Source organism: Microbulbifer sp. S227A (assembly GCF_049800935.1).
The window spans coordinates 74,166-94,240 of sequence record NZ_JBNAFZ010000012.1; the positions used below are offsets into that span (position 1 = coordinate 74,166).

The 20,075-nt window shown below is 60.2% G+C and carries 14 protein-coding genes, 1 tRNA gene and 1 pseudogene; 9 read left to right on the forward strand and 7 right to left on the reverse strand.

Annotated elements, in window-relative coordinates:
• Positions 1-56 precede the first annotated feature (56 nt).
• Positions 57-2,543: a UvrD-helicase domain-containing protein gene (locus ACP15R_RS22060; protein WP_424988236.1), complete on the reverse strand. Its 2,487-nt coding sequence runs from the start codon at positions 2,541-2,543 to the stop codon at positions 57-59.
• Positions 2,544-2,583: 40 nt separating this feature from the next.
• Here ACP15R_RS22060 and ACP15R_RS22065 point away from each other — a divergent pair, with 40 nt between their 5' ends.
• Both ACP15R_RS22065 and ACP15R_RS22070 read left to right on the forward strand, forming a co-directional pair.
• Positions 2,584-2,877, forward strand: coding sequence for a hypothetical protein (locus ACP15R_RS22065; protein WP_424988237.1), 294 nt, complete (start codon positions 2,584-2,586; stop codon positions 2,875-2,877).
• Positions 2,874-3,929 (forward strand): annotated as a pseudogene (locus tag ACP15R_RS22070) (recombinase family protein); the annotation flags it as partial. The gene ACP15R_RS22065 and the pseudogene ACP15R_RS22070, both read left to right, overlap by 4 nt.
• 497 nt (positions 3,930-4,426) lie before the next feature.
• On the opposite strand, the gene ACP15R_RS22075 reads toward ACP15R_RS22070, so the two are convergent.
• Positions 4,427-4,512, reverse strand: a tRNA-Leu gene (locus ACP15R_RS22075).
• Positions 4,513-4,714: 202 nt separating this feature from the next.
• On the opposite strand from ACP15R_RS22075, the gene ACP15R_RS22080 reads away from it, so the two are divergent.
• Positions 4,715-5,698, forward strand: a complete 984-nt coding sequence (locus ACP15R_RS22080; protein ID WP_424988238.1) for a complex I NDUFA9 subunit family protein — start codon at positions 4,715-4,717, stop codon at positions 5,696-5,698.
• On the opposite strand, the gene ACP15R_RS22085 is transcribed toward ACP15R_RS22080, so the two are convergent.
• On the reverse strand, positions 5,675-6,502 hold the full coding sequence (locus ACP15R_RS22085; RefSeq protein ID WP_424988239.1) for an undecaprenyl-diphosphate phosphatase: 828 nt from the start codon (positions 6,500-6,502) through the stop codon (positions 5,675-5,677). The genes ACP15R_RS22080 and ACP15R_RS22085 overlap by 24 nt on opposite strands.
• Before the next feature lie 230 nt (positions 6,503-6,732).
• Between ACP15R_RS22085 and ACP15R_RS22090 the strand changes: the two genes are divergently transcribed.
• The 6 genes from ACP15R_RS22090 (at position 6,733) to gltB (ending at position 15,101) form a co-directional block, all read left to right on the forward strand.
• Positions 6,733-8,172, forward strand: a complete 1,440-nt coding sequence (locus ACP15R_RS22090) for an NAD(P)-dependent oxidoreductase (RefSeq protein WP_424988241.1) — start codon at positions 6,733-6,735, stop codon at positions 8,170-8,172.
• Between the two features lie 140 nt (positions 8,173-8,312).
• A complete protein-coding gene (locus ACP15R_RS22095; RefSeq protein ID WP_424988242.1) occupies positions 8,313-9,017 on the forward strand; it encodes a hypothetical protein in 705 nt (234 codons plus the stop codon).
• Positions 9,010-9,699, forward strand: coding sequence for a hypothetical protein (locus ACP15R_RS22100; RefSeq protein ID WP_424988243.1), 690 nt, complete (start codon positions 9,010-9,012; stop codon positions 9,697-9,699). The genes ACP15R_RS22095 and ACP15R_RS22100 overlap by 8 nt, the downstream gene beginning before the upstream one ends.
• Positions 9,692-10,123: a GFA family protein gene (locus ACP15R_RS22105; RefSeq protein WP_424988244.1), complete on the forward strand. Its 432-nt coding sequence runs from the start codon at positions 9,692-9,694 to the stop codon at positions 10,121-10,123. Before ACP15R_RS22100 ends, ACP15R_RS22105 begins: the two co-directional genes overlap by 8 nt.
• Positions 10,120-10,572 carry a GFA family protein gene (locus ACP15R_RS22110; protein ID WP_424988245.1) on the forward strand — a complete coding sequence of 151 codons (453 nt, stop codon included), beginning with the start codon at positions 10,120-10,122 and terminating at the stop codon, positions 10,570-10,572. Before ACP15R_RS22105 ends, ACP15R_RS22110 begins: the two co-directional genes overlap by 4 nt.
• Positions 10,569-15,101 (forward strand): glutamate synthase large subunit, encoded by a 4,533-nt coding sequence (gltB, locus tag ACP15R_RS22115; RefSeq protein WP_424988246.1) that lies wholly within the window; start codon positions 10,569-10,571, stop codon positions 15,099-15,101. The genes ACP15R_RS22110 and gltB overlap by 4 nt, the downstream gene beginning before the upstream one ends.
• Before the next feature lie 57 nt (positions 15,102-15,158).
• Here gltB and ACP15R_RS22120 read toward each other — a convergent pair whose 3' ends face one another.
• The 4 genes from ACP15R_RS22120 to ACP15R_RS22135 are packed head-to-tail and all read right to left on the reverse strand — an operon-like array spanning position 15,159 to position 20,065.
• Complete coding sequence (locus ACP15R_RS22120; RefSeq protein WP_424988247.1) at positions 15,159-16,283, reverse strand: Gfo/Idh/MocA family protein; 1,125 nt, start codon at positions 16,281-16,283, stop codon at positions 15,159-15,161.
• A 1-nt stretch (position 16,284) separates the two neighbouring features.
• Positions 16,285-17,340 (reverse strand): sugar phosphate isomerase/epimerase family protein, encoded by a 1,056-nt coding sequence (locus tag ACP15R_RS22125; protein ID WP_424988248.1) that lies wholly within the window; start codon positions 17,338-17,340, stop codon positions 16,285-16,287.
• 27 nt (positions 17,341-17,367) lie between these two features.
• Complete coding sequence (locus ACP15R_RS22130; protein WP_424988249.1) at positions 17,368-18,420, reverse strand: LacI family DNA-binding transcriptional regulator; 1,053 nt, start codon at positions 18,418-18,420, stop codon at positions 17,368-17,370.
• Between the two features lie 19 nt (positions 18,421-18,439).
• Positions 18,440-20,065 (reverse strand): dihydroxyacetone kinase subunit DhaK, encoded by a 1,626-nt coding sequence (locus ACP15R_RS22135; RefSeq protein ID WP_424988250.1) that lies wholly within the window; start codon positions 20,063-20,065, stop codon positions 18,440-18,442.
• Between the last annotated feature and the right edge of the window lie 10 nt (positions 20,066-20,075).

Here is a 20,075-nt window from a genome sequence, read left to right on the forward strand (position 1 = left end):
CAGCACAAGGCTTCAATGTGATGCAAGAGAAATTTGCAGGCGCTGTGCCAGAGATTTTAGTCTTCAATAACTGAAAAGTCGTCATCCCTCGATTTTTTCCTACCTACACCGCCGCGTTTGCGGCCTTTGGGAACATAGTTTTCGTCAAGCGCTCGCTCAACCAGCCATGTCGCGGTATGTCCAGGAAAGCCCTCACCAAAATGACGGATCAAGTTGATGTAGCTAAGTTTCAACAAAGACAATTTGCAAACCTCTTCGTCTGATTTGGCATCGCACACTACCAATCCGCCTCCTTTGGGCCGCAGTTTGATATTTTCAAGTTCTAGCGCTGCTGCAAACTCATCCCATGTCTTTGTTTCGCTGACGGCATCTTTCACGATGGTTTTCATGGCATCCGCTAACATCTGATCAGTGTTCTTCGGTAGCGGGTCTTTTTCCAAATCTGTCGTTTCAACAGGGGTACGGTGTACTGGCTCTTCATTGATGTTGCCCTTGGTAACAGCACCATCAGTAACCTCGATCTCATTTGGGCGTTGGACAGGCCGTGTTGAATACCCTTCGGGCTGAAAAATAAACTCGGGCAAAACAGTTTCCCAGCTATCGCGTTTGAGATTGGGGCGGTATTCCTCTTCGTTGTCTTGCTTTCTCCAATTGACCACGGCTCCGACATGGCCCGACACAAGAATGTGGCCCGCAGGCATTTTCCAAGCCTTTGCCATCCGCCCAAGGATTTGATCTTGAGAGTTGATGATCAACCAATGTGGATCGCTGAATTTCAGCGACAGCTTATCTCCAACTTTTACCTTGGGAACAGCACTGTGGACGCTGTGGCCATTTCGCTGGCGTCCGGCATAAGAAAGGTCAACTGCCTTTAGACTGGACATCTGATAAATACTCCTAGGAGGAATGAAATCCCCCATGTCTGGCTGCACAGACCTATGAAGCACGGTTTTAGAATCTGCGTTCAAGAACTGATGTTTGCCAGAGGTCAATACCGTGAGACTTTGTCGCGCTCTTGTCATCGCAACATAAAACAATCGCCGCTGCGCTTCGTGATCTTCGTTGTGAGAGGCATCAGGAATTCGATCCCAACCACCATTCAGGATGACTACATGATCAAATTCAAGACCTTTGGCGCGATGTGCAGTCAGCAACAGTAGATTGCGTTGCTCATCCAAAACATCTTTTGACCATTCCGCGATCCACTCGATAATATCGGCAACCGGCATGGTTTTGGTTTTAAGTTCCTGAGCTAACTCCGCGATACCTTCAGCTATGAGGTCAACCCACCTATTGCGAGGCTGCTCGTTGAGGACATCAAGAATTTCTTGAACTCCAAGCAACGCATCAGGTGTTTGGCGTAACTTGGTGACGAGTTTCTGGGTTTCTCTAAATCGCCAAATGTTAAGCGGCTCTTCGTTCGCCATTTGAACGGTCAGTCCCTTACTTTCTGCGTATGCCCGAACCGCTCCCAGTCCCTTCCAATCACGAGAGATTACGGCAGTCTTCGCCCAGTTCCAGCTTGGGTCTAGCCGCGAAAGGCGGAGAAGCTCATCAATTGCAGCTATAGCTTGCGGGGCGTCTCCCGGTGGAACATCCAAAAGATGAACACGCCCTTGAACCACAGCATCTGATTTTTCCAGACGGCCACCAGCAGGACTTGCTGACCGACTTTTGTTAATCCTGATGGAATGTTCGACCTTCATGCGATCAGGCGCTCTGGATATGACGTCATTGCCTGCGGCAATGATGTTTGCCGTCGAGCGATAATTTTCAATCAGGAAGGCCGGTTTGGCGTTATAGTCGTCCTCAAACTTACGGATAAACTCGATTGAAGCCCCCCTGAAAGCGTAGACGTTCTGGTCATCATCCCCAACGGCAAAGAGGCTAAGTTTTAGATCGGCATCCTCAAGTGAACGGCCCGCAACCGCCGAAATCAAGTCGTACTCATGCGCGCCGATGTCTTGATATTCATCGACCAATATCCAGCGGTATCCTTGGATGAGGCTTTCCCGCTGAGCTTCGGCCTCTGACTTCGAAAGATCATCTGCATTTAGAAGACGAACGGCTTCAGTGATGATGTTATCAAAGTCCTTTTTGTCGGCATGAACTCCTGTGAAACTCGCCCCAACCAACCTCATAGCCAAGGAATGGCAGGTCAGGATAGTAATGCCATTGGCGTCGTCACCAACGAGGCCGCGCAATCTCATGCGGATTTCAGCCGCTGCATGACGATTGTAAGCCAGCACTAGAATTCCGCGAGGATCTTCGCGTTTCATACGCAGCAAATAAGCGATGCGGTGGACCAATACGCGTGTTTTGCCTGATCCCGGACCTGCCAAGACAAGAACATTTGTGCGGTCACGGTCATCGGTCACAATGTCTTGCTGGACCTTGTTGCCCAGGTCATCAACAATTTTCTCCCATGAAGCGCTGGTGGTTTGCCGCCTGACCTCACGCGCCATACCAGGCATCCATTGTTTCATGAACTGTTCTTGGTCCAAACGGAAATAGTCTTTCGATAGGTCTTCAGCTTTTTTCATGCGCTCAAGACCCCAAGCAAAACCTAAACCAAAAGCCGTGATGAACCAGGCGGCAGCGCCGCCGATGGATGAAGAAGACAGGCTGCTTGCTCAATACGGCGATGATCCAAGCTTGGTTGAACTGGATGAAGCGCAGAAGAAAGAATTCCTGATGTCACTCTGGCAGATCATGCGCGGATTTGCTGAGTTGGGTTTCAGCGTGAAGTCTGGGGATAAGCTCCACGAAAATACTGAAACCAGCTTCGATGATGTGCTAGAATATCTCATCCCCGTAGAGACAGCGCCTGAAACATTGGCTCCTAACCAATCCCGCAAGAAAAAGGGGGCAAGATGAAGCCTAAAAAGAACAATGTTCCCAACTCAAATCAAATAGATAACCAGCCGAAGGCTGTCATCTATTGCCGCGTATCCTCTCGGTCGCAGGAAGCAGAAGGACATGGCCTTGAATCTCAGGAAACAAGATGCCGCCAGCATGCCGCATCCAAGGGCTATGAGGTTGCTGCCGTTTTCCCTGACACCATTACTGGCGGCGGTGATTTCATGCAGCGCCCCGGTATGGTGGCGTTACTGTCATTTCTGGACGCCCAGCCCACTGAGCGCTTTATCGTCATCTTTGATGATCTCAAACGCTTTGCCCGTGATACGCGCTTTCATCTCGACCTGCGCGAAGCTTTCCGTCTGCGCAGTGCCAAGATTGAATGCTTAAACTTCAAGTTCGATGAGACGCCTGAAGGTGAGTTCATTGAAACCATCATGGCAGCGCAGGGCGCTTTGGAAAGAAAGCAGAACGGACGCCAGGTTGCCCAGAAGATGCAGGCCCGTATGGAAAACGGCTACTGGATTCACTATCCGCCGATAGGATACCGCTATGAGACGATCAAGGGACGCGGCAAGGTACTTGTTCCCAGTGAACCTTTTGCTGACATGGTGCGTGAAGCTTTTGAGGGATATGCATCAGGACGTTTCCAGACGCAGGCCGATATCCGGCGTTACTTTGAAACCTTGCCGAATTTTCCACGTAACAAAGCTGGCGTTATCACCCAGCAGCGCGTGACCGATATGCTTACTCATCCGATTTATACAGGTTACATCTGTAGCGAGCGCTACAGCATCGAGTGGCTCAAAGGACAGCATGAAGCCCTGATCTCGCTCAGGACCTTTGAAAAGGTGCAGGAGAGGCGACAGGGGGCCGCAAGAGCGCCTTACGGTAAGAACAACCCTGACGACTTTGCTCTGCGCGGAATGGTCGTCTGTGCGTGCTGTGATGTGCCTCTACGCTCATCATGGTCCACAGGACGAAACAAGCGCTACCCGTATTATCTTTGCCAGACAAAGGGCTGTGACAATTACGGCAAGTCCATCGCGCGCGACAAGGTTGAAGCGGATGTCGGCGAACTTGTTAAGACGCTGCAACCAACCAAAGGATTGATGACGCTGGCGACGAAAATGTTCCGCGATGCGTGGAACATGCAAAAAGATCAGGCATTGGAGATTGCAGCCTCAGCAAAGCTGAAAATTAAAGAGCTGGATAAGCAGATAGCCAAGCTTCTGGAACGGATCATGGACTCGGACAATTCAGCCGTCATCGAAACCTATGAGGCCAAGATCGGGCAACTGAACAAACAGAAGGCACTACTCGCTGAGGCGATTGAAGATCAGGCCGTTCCTGCTGGGAGCTTTGCTGAAAAACTAGAACCGGCCCTGATATTTCTCTCAAACCCTTGGAAAATATGGGAAAGTGGTAGTGTGGTAGCACGCAAACTGGTGCTCAAACTGGCCTTCACAGACCGCATAAGATACTGCCGAAATGGGGGTGCTAGAACCGCTGAATTAGCGTTTCCGTTCAAGGCTTTAAGTGGGATCACAGACCCTCAAGTCTGTTATGGTGCCCAGGAGAGGACTCGAACCTCCACGTCCTTGCGAACACTAGCACCTGAAGCTAGCGCGTCTACCATTCCGCCACCTGGGCAGGTGTCGTGAAGCGACCCTTTAAGTGGACGAGCGGGGGGTGTCAAATGGAAATTGTAAAAATCTGAAGGAAAACGCTGCCCTGCGGTCTCGCTTGAAACATTGCGGCAAGGGTTTTCCCCGCGGCGTGGCGTTTTTGCGCCTTGTTTGCATGGGTTTGGAGCGGTAGATCGGAAGAGACCCAATCATGAGGGAGCGCTGACATGTCCAAGCTGGTCACTATCTATGGCGGATCCGGATTCGTGGGGCGCTATATTGCGCGCCACCTCGCTCAGATGGGCTGGCGCGTGCGCGTCGCGGTACGGCGACCCAACGAGGCGATTTTTGTCCGCCCCTACGGTGTGGTCGGCCAGGTCGAGCCGGTGCTGTGCAACATTCGCGATGACGATTCGGTCGCGCGGGCGATGCAGGGCGCGGACGCGGTGGTGAATTGCGTCGGTATCCTGAATGAAACCGGCAAGAACGGTTTTGACGCCATCCAGGCCGACGGCGCGGGCCGGGTTGCCCGGATCGCGGCGCAGCAGGGTATCGCGCGGATGGTGCATCTTTCGGCCATCGGCGCGGATGCCGGGTCGGACAGTGATTACAGCCGGAGCAAGGCGGCGGGCGAGACGGCAGTATCAGAACATATGCCCGGTGCCGTGATCCTGCGGCCATCGGTGATTTTCGGGGCGGAGGACCAGTTTTTCAACCGGTTCGCCGGGATGACGCGGATGGGTCCTTTCCTGCCGATCGCGGCGGGCGAGACCCGTTTTCAGCCGGTCTATGTGGACGACGTTGCCAGGGCGGCGGTCAAGGCGGTGACCGGGGATGTCGCGCCGGGCGTCTATGAGCTGGGCGGGCCCGAGGTCAAGACGATGCGGGACCTGATGGCGCAGATGCTGGACGTGATCAGCCGACGGCGGGTGCTGGTCAACATGCCGTTCTGGCTGGCCCGGATCATGGCCTTTGGGCTGGACATGGTTCAGGCGGTGTCGCTGGGGTTGATCGGTAATGGCGTGCTGACGCGGGATCAGCTTTGCAACCTGCGTCGCGACAATGTTGTGGCGGAGGGTGCCAGGGGCTTCTCCGACCTCGGGATATCGCCGGTGGCGATGGGGTCAGTCCTGCCGGATTACCTGTGGCGTTTCCGCCCCGCCGGTCAATACGACGCGTTGCAGAAATCAGCCGGCAACCTGCGCAGCTGAGCCGCCATAGGCATAGACCAGCAACACGATTCCAAGCGCGATCCGATAAATAACGTAGGGGGTAAAGCTGATGCTGCGCAGCAGGCGCATCATCAGGGTCAGGGCCAGAAGGGCCGCGAAAAAGGCAAAGGCGGCGGCAATTGCGCCATCGCGCATCGCGGTGGTGTTGGCGTCAAGGGCTACTTCGGCCCCGAGCAGGACACCCGACGCCAGAATCGTCGGAATCGACATCAGCATTGCAAGCCGGGCGGCATCTTCGCGGCCATAGCCCAAGCGGCGGGCCCCGGTGATGGTTATACCCGAGCGCGAGGTGCCGGGGATCAGCGACACGGCCTGCCATAACCCCATGACAAGAGCATCCCTGGCCGACCAGTCCGCCGCCGTCCTGTCCGACGCGCCGCTCTGGTCAGCCCAGTAGAGCACGATGCCAAAGATCAGCATGGTCCAGCCGATCACCGCGACCGAGCGCATCGCGTCGCTCAGCCCGGTGAAATGCAGGAAGGCACCGGCGACGATGACCGGAATCGTGGCGATGATCAGCCCAAGCGCCAGCTGTGCGCCGGGAGTATCGGCCTTGCCACGCAGCAACCGGGGCAGCCCCAGCAGCCCGACCCGCACGTCGCGCCAGAAATAGACCACCACCGCGCCAAGGGTGCCGACATGCACCGCGACATCGATCAGCTGGCCCTGGTCCTGCAGGCCGGTCAGGCCGGGCAGGAGAATCAGGTGCCCCGAAGAGGAAACCGGCAGAAACTCGGTAAGACCCTGGATCAGGGCCACGAGGAGAAGTTGAAACAGGGGCATCTTATCGCGGGACCAGAAAATTCATGCGTGATGGTGACAGGTATAAGTGCTTTGAAAATATAGGAAAGCTGAAATATAGGTCCGTATTGGTTACTAATTTTGGGGCAAATCGGCCTGATGCACCGGGCTGATGCCCAATAATTGCGTAATTAGGTCAGCACTTCTGACTTTTAATCATTCTACAATTCGCTTAGAGACGTTCACGACCAAGATATCATGGAGATCTCGCTGTGGCAAAGCAACCAATGCTGAAATTCGTTCAGATTGACCGGGATATGCCCGCAAAGCGAGAAGCCGGGGCGCGTCGCGAGGATTTTCACGAGATCTATGCCGAATTCGCCGAGGCCAAGGCCAAGGAACAGGCCAGCCGGTGCAGCCAGTGTGGTGTACCCTATTGCCAGAGCCATTGCCCGCTGCACAACAACATTCCCGACTGGCTGCGCCTGACCGCCGAGGGGCGCCTGCAAGAGGCCTATGCGGTGAGCCAGGCCACCAACACCTTCCCGGAAATCTGCGGCCGCATCTGCCCGCAGGACCGTCTGTGCGAAGGCAATTGTGTGATCGAGCAGTCCGGGCATGGCACCGTGACCATCGGCGCGGTCGAGAAATACATCACCGACACGGCATGGGAAGAGGGCTGGATTCAGCCCATCACACCGGCGCAGGAACGTACAGAAAGCGTCGGGATCATCGGTGCCGGCCCCGGCGGGCTGGCGGCGGCAGATGTGTTGCGCCGCGCAGGTGTACAGGTGACAGTCTATGACCGTTATGACCGGGCGGGCGGGTTGCTGACCTATGGTATTCCGGGCTTCAAGCTCGAAAAGGACGTGGTCATGCGCCGCAACCAACAGCTCGAGCAAGGCGGCGTGACCTTCCGGTTGAATTGCACCGTCGGCGAGGACATCTCGTTTGACGAAATCCGCGCGCAGCATGATGCGGTCATCATTGCCACCGGCGTCTACAAGTCCCGCGATCTGGGCATGCCGGGCAGCGGGCTTGAGGGGATCGAGAAAGCCATCGATTTTCTGACTGCGAGCAACCGCAAGAGCTTTGGCGACACCGTGGACACGTTCGAGTCGGGCCGGTTGAATGCCGAGGGCAAGCGCGTCGTGGTGATCGGCGGCGGCGACACCGCGATGGATTGCGTACGCACCAGCATCCGCCAGGGCGCAACAAGCGTCAAATGCCTGTACCGCCGCGACCGCACCAACATGCCGGGCAGCCAGCGGGAAGTGGCCAATGCCGAGGAAGAAGGCGTGGTCTTTGAATGGCTCAGCGCACCCAAGGGTTTTGTCGGTGACGAAGCGGTCAGCGGCGTCATGGTTCAGAAGATGCGGCTTGGCGCGCCCGACGCGAGCGGCCGCCAGTCACCCGAAGTGATCGAAGGCGCGGATTACGTCGAAGAGGCGGATCTGGTGATCAAGGCGCTTGGTTTCGAGCCCGAAGACCTGCCGACTCTCTGGGACCAGCCCGATCTTGCGGTCACCCGCTGGGGCACCATCCGCGCCGAATTCACCACCGGCGAAACCGCGTTGGACGGGGTTTATGCGGTGGGCGATATTGTGCGTGGCGCGTCGCTGGTGGTCTGGGCAATCCGCGACGGTCGCGATTGCGCCGATGCGATCCTGACCCGCCTGAACGCGGGCGCGGGTGCCATTGCCGCGGAATGAACCGGGCCGCTGGCGCATGGGCTTGCGTCAGCGCCTGAATGCCGGATGCCACGCGCATCCGTGACGTTGGCGCGCAAGGTCTAGCGCGCGCAAGCCGTCTCCAAGCCAACCGGACAAATGGTCAGCAAAGAGTGAAAAACGTGAACCAGGGATGGGGCAGAACAGTACACAGCGCAGCCGGGCGGATAATCGCCGCGGCGCTTTGTGCCGTTGCGGCATTTGCACCCGTCCGGGCCGGGGCACAGGTTGCCATTCCCCCGCAATGCCAGCCCATCGCCACGGTTCTCAAGGCGTCCTGCAACGCAACCACGCTGATCGATTGCGGCACCTCGCGCGAGGCGCATACCTATCGCAAGGGCAAATTGCAGGTCGTGCGTGTCTTTACCTCGGATTGGCGCATGACCGAATTTCGCCAGCCGGGATTCAGCGGAATGCGCATGACCGCCGTGCCGGGCACCTTGGCCAACACCAACATACCGGCGCTGTTGAATGCTGGCTGGTCGCAAGAGGCGGGCCGCTTCACCCTGAGCACACGGATGATCGAAAACCGCCCCTATGTCCTGACCGGGCATATCGAACTGACCGGAGAAACCGAGTTTCTGGGCGGCGTCTGGTTTCAAAAGGCCCGCGCCTACCGGGTTTTCGAAACCGAGATCGGGGGTGGCGGCATGGAGTTCGAGATCGACATGTATGTTTCGGCCAAACGCAACCTGATGTTCGAAGCCGACTGGACGCGCAGCGTGTTCGGCAGCGAGCGTGAGCGTTTCACCCAGACGCCTTTCGGCCTCGCCTGGCCGGGCGAGCCGGGTTTCATGGCCACGGAATCGGAGGCGGATTGTGATTGAACGCCTGATTGGATCAATGGCCCGGTGTCGTGTCGCCGCGCTTGTGCTGGCTACGGTGGCCACGCCGCTGACCGCGCAGCAGGTCAGCGTGCCCCAGGGCTGTGAACCCATCGTCACTGTTGCCAAGAAAAGTTGCATCGCGACGACCATTTTCGATTGCGGCAGCCATTTCGAAGAGGCCGCCTTTTCCCACGGTCAGCCCGCCTATACCCATGTGTTCAACGCCGACTGGGCGTTTGTCGAATATCGTCTTGGCGATGACCTGCGTACCATCGAGATCGGCTTTGACGATGGCCGCTCGATCACCCTGCCGGGGCTTCTGGAGCATGGCAGCGCCACATCGGATCGCCCCGCAGTGATTGGAAGCGGGGCGCTCAAGGGGCTGAAATATCGCCTGCATTCCGAGGCTGCCCTCGGTGACGAGACGCTGGATCTGAGCGGACACAGTTTTCGCAAGGGCACCTTGCATCGTGGATTTGTGCGGCAGCAGGGCGAAAATAGCCTGGATTTCGAATTCGATATCTATGTTTCCGAAGAGCTGAACCTGTTCATCGAAGGGGCCTATTCACGCAAGACGGCGGCGACCGACCCCGAGTGGCTGGAGCAATCGCCGCTCTCGCTGTATTTTCCCGGCGATCCGGGCTTTCTGTCCACGCAACTGGACGAGGGCTGTGATGGCTGAGTTGAACGGGCAATGCATGTGCGGCGCGGTGACGGTGCGGGCAAGCGCGTGTGAACCGGTGTTGCGGGCCTGTCATTGTGACATGTGCCGCCGGTGGACCAGCGGCATGTTCCTGTCGGTTTCGGCCGATCCCGAGTCGATCGAGGCAGACGGCCCGGTGCGGAGCTATCGCTCGTCAGATTGGGCAGAGCGTGCGTTCTGCGACATCTGCGGTTCGGCGCTGTGGTACATGACCACGCATGACAATGTTCGCAATCTTGCTGCGGGGCTGTTTGAAAATGCCGCCGGCGGCAGCATGACGTTCGAATTCTATTCAGACCGCAAACCGCGTGGCTATGCGCTCGCGGGGGATCATCGGCGGCTGACCGAGGCCGAATGCCTCGCCATGTTCGCGCCCGAGGAAACAGCGGGAGACAACGCATGAGCACGTCAAGAACGGGTGGCTGCATGTGTGGCGCGGTGCGCTACACCCTGAAACAGGTGCCCGATCATATTGGTGCCTGTCATTGCGGCATGTGCCGGAAATTCAGCGGCGGGATCGAGCTTGGGCTGGATGTGCCGCTTGACGGGATTGCCTGGCAGGGTGAGGATTCGATCCGGATCTACAAATCCAGCGACTGGGCGGAACGCGGGTTCTGTGCCATCTGCGGATCAAGCCTGTTCTACCGGATCCCGCCCGGCGAGATCATGCCGGACGGCATGATGAGCCTGTCCGCGGGTTCGCTGGATGACCTCGGCGACCTGACGCTGACACAAGAAGTATACATCGACTGCAAACCCGCCGGCTATGCCTTTGCGGGTGATCGCCAACAACTGACCGAACAGGACGTTCTCGATTCGGTATCGGCCTCAGAACAAGGAAGCAATCCATGACCAAATTTGACGATAACTGGGCCCGGGCAGAAGCTGAAAAGCGCAAGTGGATGACCGAGAATGGCATGTATTCCGAAAGCGACGAGCATTCGTCCTGTGGGGTCGGGCTGGTGGTGTCCATCGACGGCTCCAAGAGTCGCCAGGTGGTTGAATCCGGGATCAAGGCGCTCAAGGCGATCTGGCACCGGGGTGCCGTGGACGCCGATGGCAAGACCGGCGATGGCGCGGGGATCCATGTGCAGATTCCGGTCAGGTTCTTTTATGACCAGATCGAGCGCACCGGCCACGAACCGCATCACGACAAGCTGATCGCCGTGGGGCAGGTGTTTCTGCCGCGCACCGATTTCGGGGCCCAGGAAAAATGCCGGACCATCGTCGAAACCGAGATCCTGCGCATGGGGTATTATATCTATGGCTGGCGCCACGTACCGGTGGATGTCACCTGTCTTGGCGACAAGGCCAACGCGACACGGCCCGAGATCGAACAGATCATCCTCTCGAACATCAAGGGTGTCGACGAAGAGACCTTTGAGCGCGAACTTTATGTCATTCGCCGGCGTATCGAAAAGGCAGCGGCGGCGGCGGGGATCAACGATCTTTACCTGGCTTCGCTGTCCTGCCGGTCGATCATCTACAAGGGCATGATGCTGGCCGAGCAGGTGGCCGAGTTCTATCCCGACCTGATGGACGAGCGGTTCGAAAGCGCCTTTGCAATCTATCACCAGCGCTATTCCACCAACACCTTCCCGCAATGGTGGCTGGCCCAGCCGTTCCGGATGTTGGCCCATAACGGCGAGATCAACACGCTCAAGGGCAACCTGAACTGGATGAAAAGCCACGAGATCCGCATGGCCAGTTCGGCCTTTGGCGACATGGCCGAGGATATCAAGCCGATCGTCGCCTCGGGCAGCTCGGACAGCGCGGCGCTGGATTCGGTATTCGAGGTGCTGGTGCGCGCCGGGCGCAGCGCGCCGATGGCCAAGACCATGCTGGTGCCCGAAAGCTGGAGCAAACAGGCCATCGAACTGCCGCAGGCATGGCGCGACATGTATTCCTATTGCAACAGCGTGATGGAACCCTGGGACGGGCCCGCCGCGCTGGCGATGACCGATGGCCGCTGGGTCTGTGCCGGGCTGGACCGCAACGGGCTGCGGCCGATGCGTTATGTGGTGACGGGTGACGGGCTGGTGATTGCCGGTTCCGAAGCCGGGATGGTGCCGATCGACGAGGCAACCGTGCGCGAAAAAGGCGCATTGGGGCCGGGGCAGCTGCTGGCCGTGGACATGAAAAAGGGCACGCTGTATCGCGACAAGGAAATCAAGGACAAGCTGGCCAAGGCGCTGCCCTTTGGCGAATGGGTCGGCAAGATCAACGACGCCGACGAAGCCCTGTCCGGCGCGCAGGAAGCCCCGTTGTTCGAGGGCGCGGAGCTGCGCAAGCGCCAGATCGCGGCGGGCTATTCGGTCGAAGAGCTCGAACAGATCCTGTCGCCGATGGCCGAGGACGGCAAAGAGGCGCTGGCCAGCATGGGGGATGACACGCCAAGCGCGGTCCTGTCCAAGCAATATCGTCCGCTGAGCCATTTCTTCCGCCAGAACTTCAGCCAGGTCACCAACCCGCCCATCGACAGCTTGCGCGAATATCGGGTGATGAGCCTCAAGACGCGGTTCGGCAATCTCAAGAACGTGCTGGACGAAGACAGCAGTCAGACCGAGATCGTGGTGCTGGAGAGCCCGTTTGTCGGCAACTCCCAGTGGAGCAAGCTGGTCGAGCAGTTCAACGCGCCTTGTGTCGAGATCGACTGTACCTTTGAGTCAGGCCAGGGGGCGCTGAACGCTGGCCTGAGCCGGATCCGCTCGGAAGCGGAAGACGCGGTACGGTCCGGGGCCGGGCATATCGTGCTGACCGATCAGCATTCCGATGCGGACAAGGTCGCGATGCCGATGATCCTGGCCACCAGCGCCGTACACAGCCACCTGACGCGCAACGGGTTGCGGACCTTCTGCTCGCTGAATGTGCGCAGCGCCGAATGTATCGATCCGCATTACTTCGCGGTTCTGATCGGCTGTGGCGCGACCGTTGTAAACGCCTATCTGGCCGAGGATTCGCTGGCCGACCGGATCCGGCGCGGGCTGCTTGAGGGGACGCTGAGCGAAGCGGTTGCGCGTTATCGCGAAGCCATCGACCAGGGCCTGCTCAAGATCATGGCCAAGATGGGGATCTCGGTCATTTCGTCCTATCGCGGCGGCCTGAATTTCGAAGCGGTGGGCCTGTCGCGCGCCATGTGCGCCGAGTTCTTCCCCGGCATGCTCAGCCGGATTTCCGGGATCGGCATCCACGGGATCCAGCACAAGTCCGAAGAGGTTCACGCGCGTGGCTGGACCTCGGGTCAGGATGTGCTGCCCATCGGGGGGTTCTACAAGGCGCGCAAATCCGGCGAGAGCCACGCCTGGGAAGCGTCGACGATGCATATGTTGCAGATGGCCTGCAACAAGGCGTCGTTCGAGATCTGGAAGCAATATTCGGCCCGGATGCGGAGCAACCCGCCAATCCACCTGCGCGACCTGCTCGACATCAAGCCCCTGGGCAAATCGGTGCCGATCGAAGAGGTCGAGAGCATCACCTCGATCCGCAAGCGGTTCGTGACACCGGGCATGTCGCTTGGCGCGCTCAGCCCCGAGGCGCACAAGACCCTGAACGTCGCGATGAACCGCATTGGTGCCAAGTCGGATTCCGGCGAGGGCGGCGAGGATCCGGCGCATTTCGTGCCCGAACCCAATGGCGACAACCCGTCTGCCAAGATCAAGCAGGTGGCGTCGGGCCGGTTCGGCGTGACCGCCGAATACCTGAACCAGTGCGAAGAGCTCGAAATCAAGGTGGCGCAGGGGGCCAAGCCGGGCGAGGGTGGCCAGTTGCCGGGCATGAAGGTCACCGACCTGATCGCGCGTCTGCGCCATTCGACCAAGGGCGTGACGCTGATTTCGCCGCCGCCGCACCACGATATCTATAGTATCGAGGATCTGGCGCAGCTGATCTATGACCTGAAACAGATCAATCCGCGCTGCAAGGTGACGGTCAAACTTGTGGCGAGCTCGGGTGTTGGCACGATTGCCGCCGGGGTGGCCAAGGCCAAGGCGGACGTGATCCTGATTTCCGGCCATAATGGCGGCACCGGGGCGAGCCCGGCAACCAGCATCAAATATGCCGGCCTGCCGTGGGAAATGGGTCTGACCGAGGCACATCAGGTTCTGGCGATGAACAAGCTGCGCGACCGGGTGACGTTGCGCACCGATGGCGGCCTTCGCACCGGGCGCGATATTGTCATGGCGGCGATGATGGGGGCCGAAGAGTTCGGCATCGGCACCGCCGCGCTGATCGCGATGGGCTGTATCATGGTGCGCCAGTGCCAGTCCAACACCTGCCCGGTGGGCGTGTGTACCCAGGACGAAGCCCTGCGCGACAAGTTCACCGGATCGGCGGACAAGGTGGTGAACCTGATCACCTTCTATGCCCAGGAAGTGCGCGAATTGCTGGCCAGCATCGGTGCGCGGTCGCTGGATGACGTGATTGGCCGTGCCGACCTGCTCAGCCAGGTCAGCCGGGGCAACGCGCATCTGGATGATCTCGACCTGAACCCGCTGCTGATTACCGTCGATGGCGCGTCCGAGATCGTCTATGACCGCGACAAGGACCGCAATGCCGTGCCCGATACGCTGGATTCCGAAATCGTGCGCGATGCGGCGCGGTTCCTGCGGGATGGCGAAAAGATGCAGTTGTCTTATGCGATCCAGAACACCCACCGCACCGTGGGCACCCGCACCAGCAGCCATATCGTGCGCAATTTCGGCATGCGCAACGCGTTCCAGGCCGATCACCTGACGGTCAAGCTGCAAGGCTCGGCGGGTCAGTCGCTGGGGGCCTTCGCGGCACCGGGGCTCAAGCTCGAGGTTTCGGGCGATGCCAACGACTATGTGGGCAAGGGCCTGTCCGGGGGCACGATCGTGGTGCGTCCGCCGCAGGTCAGCCAGTTGCCGGCGGATGAAAACACCATCATCGGCAACACCGTTCTGTACGGGGCGACCGATGGCTACCTGTTTGCCGCGGGGCGCGCCGGCGAGCGGTTTGCCGTGCGCAACAGCGGGGCCAAGGTGGTGATCGAGGGCTGTGGCTCGAACGGCTGTGAATACATGACCGGCGGCGTTGCGGTGATCCTGGGCACCATCGGGGCCAATTTCGGGGCCGGGATGACCGGTGGCATGGCCTATCTCTATGATCCCGAGGGGCAGGCCGAGACACTGATGAACAAGGAAACGCTTGTCACCTGCGCAGTGACGGTGCCGCACTGGGAAACCCAGCTTGAGGAGTTGATCGAGCGTCATGCCGCGGAAACCGGCAGCCGCAAGGCCGCCGACATCCTGCAACACTGGGACATCGAAAAGGCGAACTTCCTTCAGGTTTGCCCGAAAGAGATGCTGACCCACCTGCCCGCGCCGCTCAGCCTTGAGGCGACGGCGGTTCCGGCAGAGTAACGAAAAACGGCGGTGCCCGGCTTGCGTCGGGCACCGCCATTTGCCGTCTGGACGGCGCTAGAACGAGACCCAGGCGGCATTCCGTGCGGATGAGCGTACACAGGCATCCACGAACTGAACCCCGCGCAACCCGTCCTGAACGGTTGGATAAATCACATCCGGTCCGGGTTTCTTGCCGTCGCGATGCGCGATGATGGCATCGGCGGCTTCGCCATAGATATTGGCGAACCCTTCCAGATACCCCTCGGGATGGCCCGGCGGAACGCGGCTCATACGGGCGGCGGCATCGCCCGCACCCGCGCCGTTGCGTGTGATCAGCTGCTTGGGCTGACCGAACGGGGTGTACCAGAGGTAATTCGGGTCTTCCTGCGCCCATTCCAGCCCGCCCTTGTCGCCATAGACGCGGATTTTCAGGGCATTCTCGTTGCCCGGCGCAACCTGGCTTGACCACAGCATCCCCTTGGCCCCACCCTTGAAGCGCAGCATGACATGGGCGTTGTCATCGACCTGCCGCCCGGGCACAAACGCGTCGAGATCGGCGGCGAGGCTCTCGGCTTCAAGCCCGGTCACGAAACAGGCCAGGTTAAAGGCGTGGGTGCCGATATCGCCGGTCGACCCTCCCGCCCCCGAACGCGCCGGGTCGGTGCGCCATTCGGCCTGTTTGAAATCCTGCTCGGTGGTCAGCCAATCCTGCGGATATTCGGCCTGCACCACGCGCACCGTGCCGATGTCACCGGCAGCGATCATCGCGCGGGCCTGTCGCACCATCGGATAACCGGTATAGTTATGCGTCAGCACGAACAGCGCATCCGAGGCTTCGGCCGCCTTGACCAGCTTTTTCGCATCCGCGAGCGTCGAGGTCAGCGGCTTGTCACAGATCACGTGAATCCCGCGTTTCAGGAACTCGCGCGCGGCGGCGTAATGCACGTGGTTCGGGGTGACGATCGATACGGCTTCGATTCCGGTCTTGAGCCGCGCCTCGCGGATCGCCATCTGTTTGAAGTCGTCATAGATGCGCGGCAGGTTCAGCGCCTCGCCCGAGGCGCGGGATTTTTCCGGGGTCGAGGACAGCGCCCCTGCCACCAGCTCGAATCGGTCGTCGACGCGCGCCGCAATCCGGTGAACGGCCCCGATAAACGCATCATTGCCGCCACCCACCATGCCAAGTCTGATCCGTGTCATGTCAACCAATCCCCAGCATCTTGCGATTGGCGGCGTCATCGGTGCCGCCATCGGCAAAGTCGTCAAAGGCCCGTTCGGTGACCCGGATGATATGGTCCCGCACAAAGGCCGCCCCTTCGCGCGCGCCGTCTTCGGGGTGCTTCAGACAGCATTCCCATTCGACCACGGCCCAGCCATCGAAATCATTGGCCGCCATCTTGGAAAAGATCGCCGCGAAATCCACCTGTCCGTCGCCCAGGCTGCGGAAGCGTCCGGCGCGGTTGACCCAGGATTGATAGCCGGAATAGACACCTTGACGCCCGGTCGGGTTGAACTCGGCATCCTTGACGTGGAACATCTTGATGCGGTCCTTGTAGATGTCGATATTGTCGAGGTAATCCAGACATTGCAGCACGTAATGCGACGGATCGTAGAGCATGTTGCACCGTGCGTGGTTGTCGACCCGCTCAAGGAACATCTCGAATGTCACCCCGTCATGCAGGTCTTCGCCGGGGTGGATCTCGTAACAGATATCAACCCCGTTCTCCTCGGCATGATCCAGTATCGGACGCCAGCGGCGGGCCAGTTCGTCAAAGGCGGTTTCAACCAGCCCCGCCGGACGTTGCGGCCACGGATAGACATAGGGCCAGGCCAGCGCGCCCGAGAATGTCACATGTTTGTCGATACCCAGGTTGGCAGAGGCGGTGATGGCCTTGTTGACCTGGTCCACCGCCCATTCCTGCCGCGCGGCGGGGTTGTTATGCACGCTGGGGTCGGCAAAGCCGTCAAAGGCGCTGTCATAGGCGGGATGCACCGCGACCAGCTGGCCCTGCAAATGGGTTGAAAGCTCGGTGACTTCGATGCCGTTGGCGGCGGCCTGCCCCTTGAAGTCATCGCAATAGGCCTTGCTCTCGGCGGCCTTGGCGAGATCGAACAGGCGCGCGTCCCAGCTGGGCACCTGCACACCCTTGTATCCGCAATCCGCCGCCCATTTCGTGATCGCGTCCCACGAGTTGAACGGCGCGTCGTCACCGGCGAACTGTGCCAGAAACAGCGCCGGGCCCTTGATGGTCTTCATGTGTGATCCTCCCAAATCTGCGCCGCCTTACTGCGGCATGTTTTCCTTTAGATATATGTCGATACGGATACGTTCCTGGGCCAGGTTGATCGGGGTGTTGTCGCTGTAGGCGCGCATGATGCGCACCGCGCTGCGCACCAGATGGCCGCAATCCTGGCTGATCACCGCGTCGAACGCCCCGGCCATCAGCGCCGAACGGGACAGCGGGGTCAGCTCATGGGCGATCACCACCGGCCGGCGGGCGGGCCGCCACGTGCGAAAGGCGCGCAGCAGACCTTCGTTGCCCGCGGCCGACGAATAGATGCCGATTACGTCCTCGGCATCGCCCAGGGCCTCGGGGACCAGTTTTTCAATCAGGTCGGGATCGTCGCGCCCTTCGAGCGAGGCGAGCACGTCGAGATTGGGGAAATCCCGGGCCATCACCTCGTCAAAACCCAACCGGCGTTCAAGATGATCGCGCGCCAGCATCGAACCGGTCAGAACCGCGATCTTGCCCCGGGTCTCGCCAAGGAACCGCCCAAGTAGCTGCGCCGCCGTGCGCCCGGCGGCCACATTGTCGAGCCCCACATAAAAATCCCGTTCGGAACTGGGCACATCGGCAACCAGCGACACGACCGTAACGCCATTGGCCTTGAGGTGGGCGATGGAGTCGCGCACCGAAGGGGTTTCGGGGCCAAAGATCGCCACGCCGTCAATCTTGGAGGCATCGACCGCGTCGATTGCCTCGGCCAGCGCCATCGGGTCGAACGCGGTGACACGGGTATAGGACAGCTTGGTGCGTTCATGGCGCATCCGCCGGTTCAGCTGTTCGATCTGTGCTTCGAGCATGACGAGGAATTCGTTGCTGTTCGAGGGCAGGATGAACAGGAAATTATAGATCCGTCCGCGTGCGAGGTTGGCGGCGGCGGTGTCGCGGACATAGCCCAGCTCGGCAATGGCCTTGTTGACCTTTTGTACCGTGGCTTCGCGCACGCCGGGGCGCGCGTTCAGCACGCGGTCCACCGTTGCAAGGCTGACCCGCGCGACGCGGGCAATGTCGTTGATGGTGGGGTTCGGGAGATTATTGGTAGCTGGCTTCATGGGGTCATGTTTGTCGCGATCACAGGGCTTTTGCCAGCCCTTCGAACAGGCGCGCCACGGCCTCGGCCCCGGGATCGTTATGCCCGATCAGATTTTCCGGCGGCACATAGGATGCGCGCCCGGCCTTGGCGCGATCCATGGTGGCGGTGGCATCCGCGCCCGCGCGCGCCGCGGCCGCTGCGGCGCCGATGCCGCCCGCAAGCGCTTCGAGGGCGGGGGCCAGCGCATCGATCATGGTCCGGTCGCCGCGCGCCGCGCCGCCCACCTGGCTGATCCGGTCGAGCCCGGCCATCAGCGCCTGCGCCGTGGGTTTGCCATTGGCGCAGGCATCGCCGGTTGCACCAAAGAAGATCGCAAGGATCACGCCCGACGAGCCGCCCATGGTCTGGCTGAGCTCATTGCCGACGGCGCGGAACAGCTGGGTCAGGTCCGCCAGCGGCATCCGGTCGAGCGCCTCCCTGAGCGCGCGCGCCGCCGTGGCCAGGGTGCTGCCGGTGTCGCCATCGCCGGACTTGGCGTCCAGCGTGTTGAGATCAGCCTCTGCCGCGATCAGCAGGTTGCAGGCCTGGTCGATCACCGCACGGGTCCTTGGGTTGCTGGACGGGATCGGTTGGATCGGACTGAGCCCGTCAGGCAGCGGACGGGTCGTGACCGGTGCGATATCCGCCAATCCGGGCCACGCGGGCAGTTCCACCGGGGCAGCCAGCAGCGCCCGGGTCGTGTCATCAACCGGCAGGACCGAGACGGAGAACCCATGCATGTCAAGCGAGGTCATCATCGGTGCCGGTCCGATGACATGCCTGATGTTGCCGGCCTTGGGCGAGGTGGCCAGTTCATGGGCCAGGACGCTCATCTCGAGCGGCGTGGTCGAGCCGAGATTGTTCAGCAGCGCCACATGCGCGCCGTCCCCGATACGGGGTGCGAGCCGGTCCAGCACGATGCCCATCGCGGTGCGGGCGTCGGAAAAGGCCACCTGTTCGATCCCGGCCTCGCCATGGATGCCAAGGCCCAGTTCGGCCTTGCCGGGCGCGATGCGGTCTTCCTTGGCCGATCCGGGGACCGTGCAGGTATCAAGGGATGTACCGATCGATGCCATGGCGGAAATCGCCGACTGCGCGGCGCGGGTGACGGTGTCGAGATCGGCTCCGTCCTGCGCCAGCGCGCCGGCGATCTTGTGAACGAACAGCGTCCCGGCGACGCCACGGGCCTGCGGCAGGTCGGGCAGGGCGATATCGTCATCGACCACCACCATCGACACCCTGAGCCCAAAGGCGCGGGCGCGTTCGGCGGCGAGGCCGAAATTCAGGCGATCACCGGTATAGTTCTTGACGATCAGCAGGCAGCCCGCCTCGCCGGTGACCGCAAGGATGCCCGCCAGCACCGCATCGACCGAGGGCGAGGCAAAAACCTCGCCACAGACCGCCGCCGTCAACATGCCCGCGCCGACAAATCCCGCATGGGCCGGTTCATGCCCCGAGCCACCGCCAGAAATCAGCGCCACGCGTGATTTGTCCCAGTCGGCGCGGGTGACAACCTTGATGTGGGGATAGCCGTCAAGCCGCGCCAGCGCCCCGCCCGACGTTGAAATCAGGCCGTCAACCGCGTCGGTGACAAGGGTATCCCTGGCATTGATGAACTGGCTCATGATGATGTCT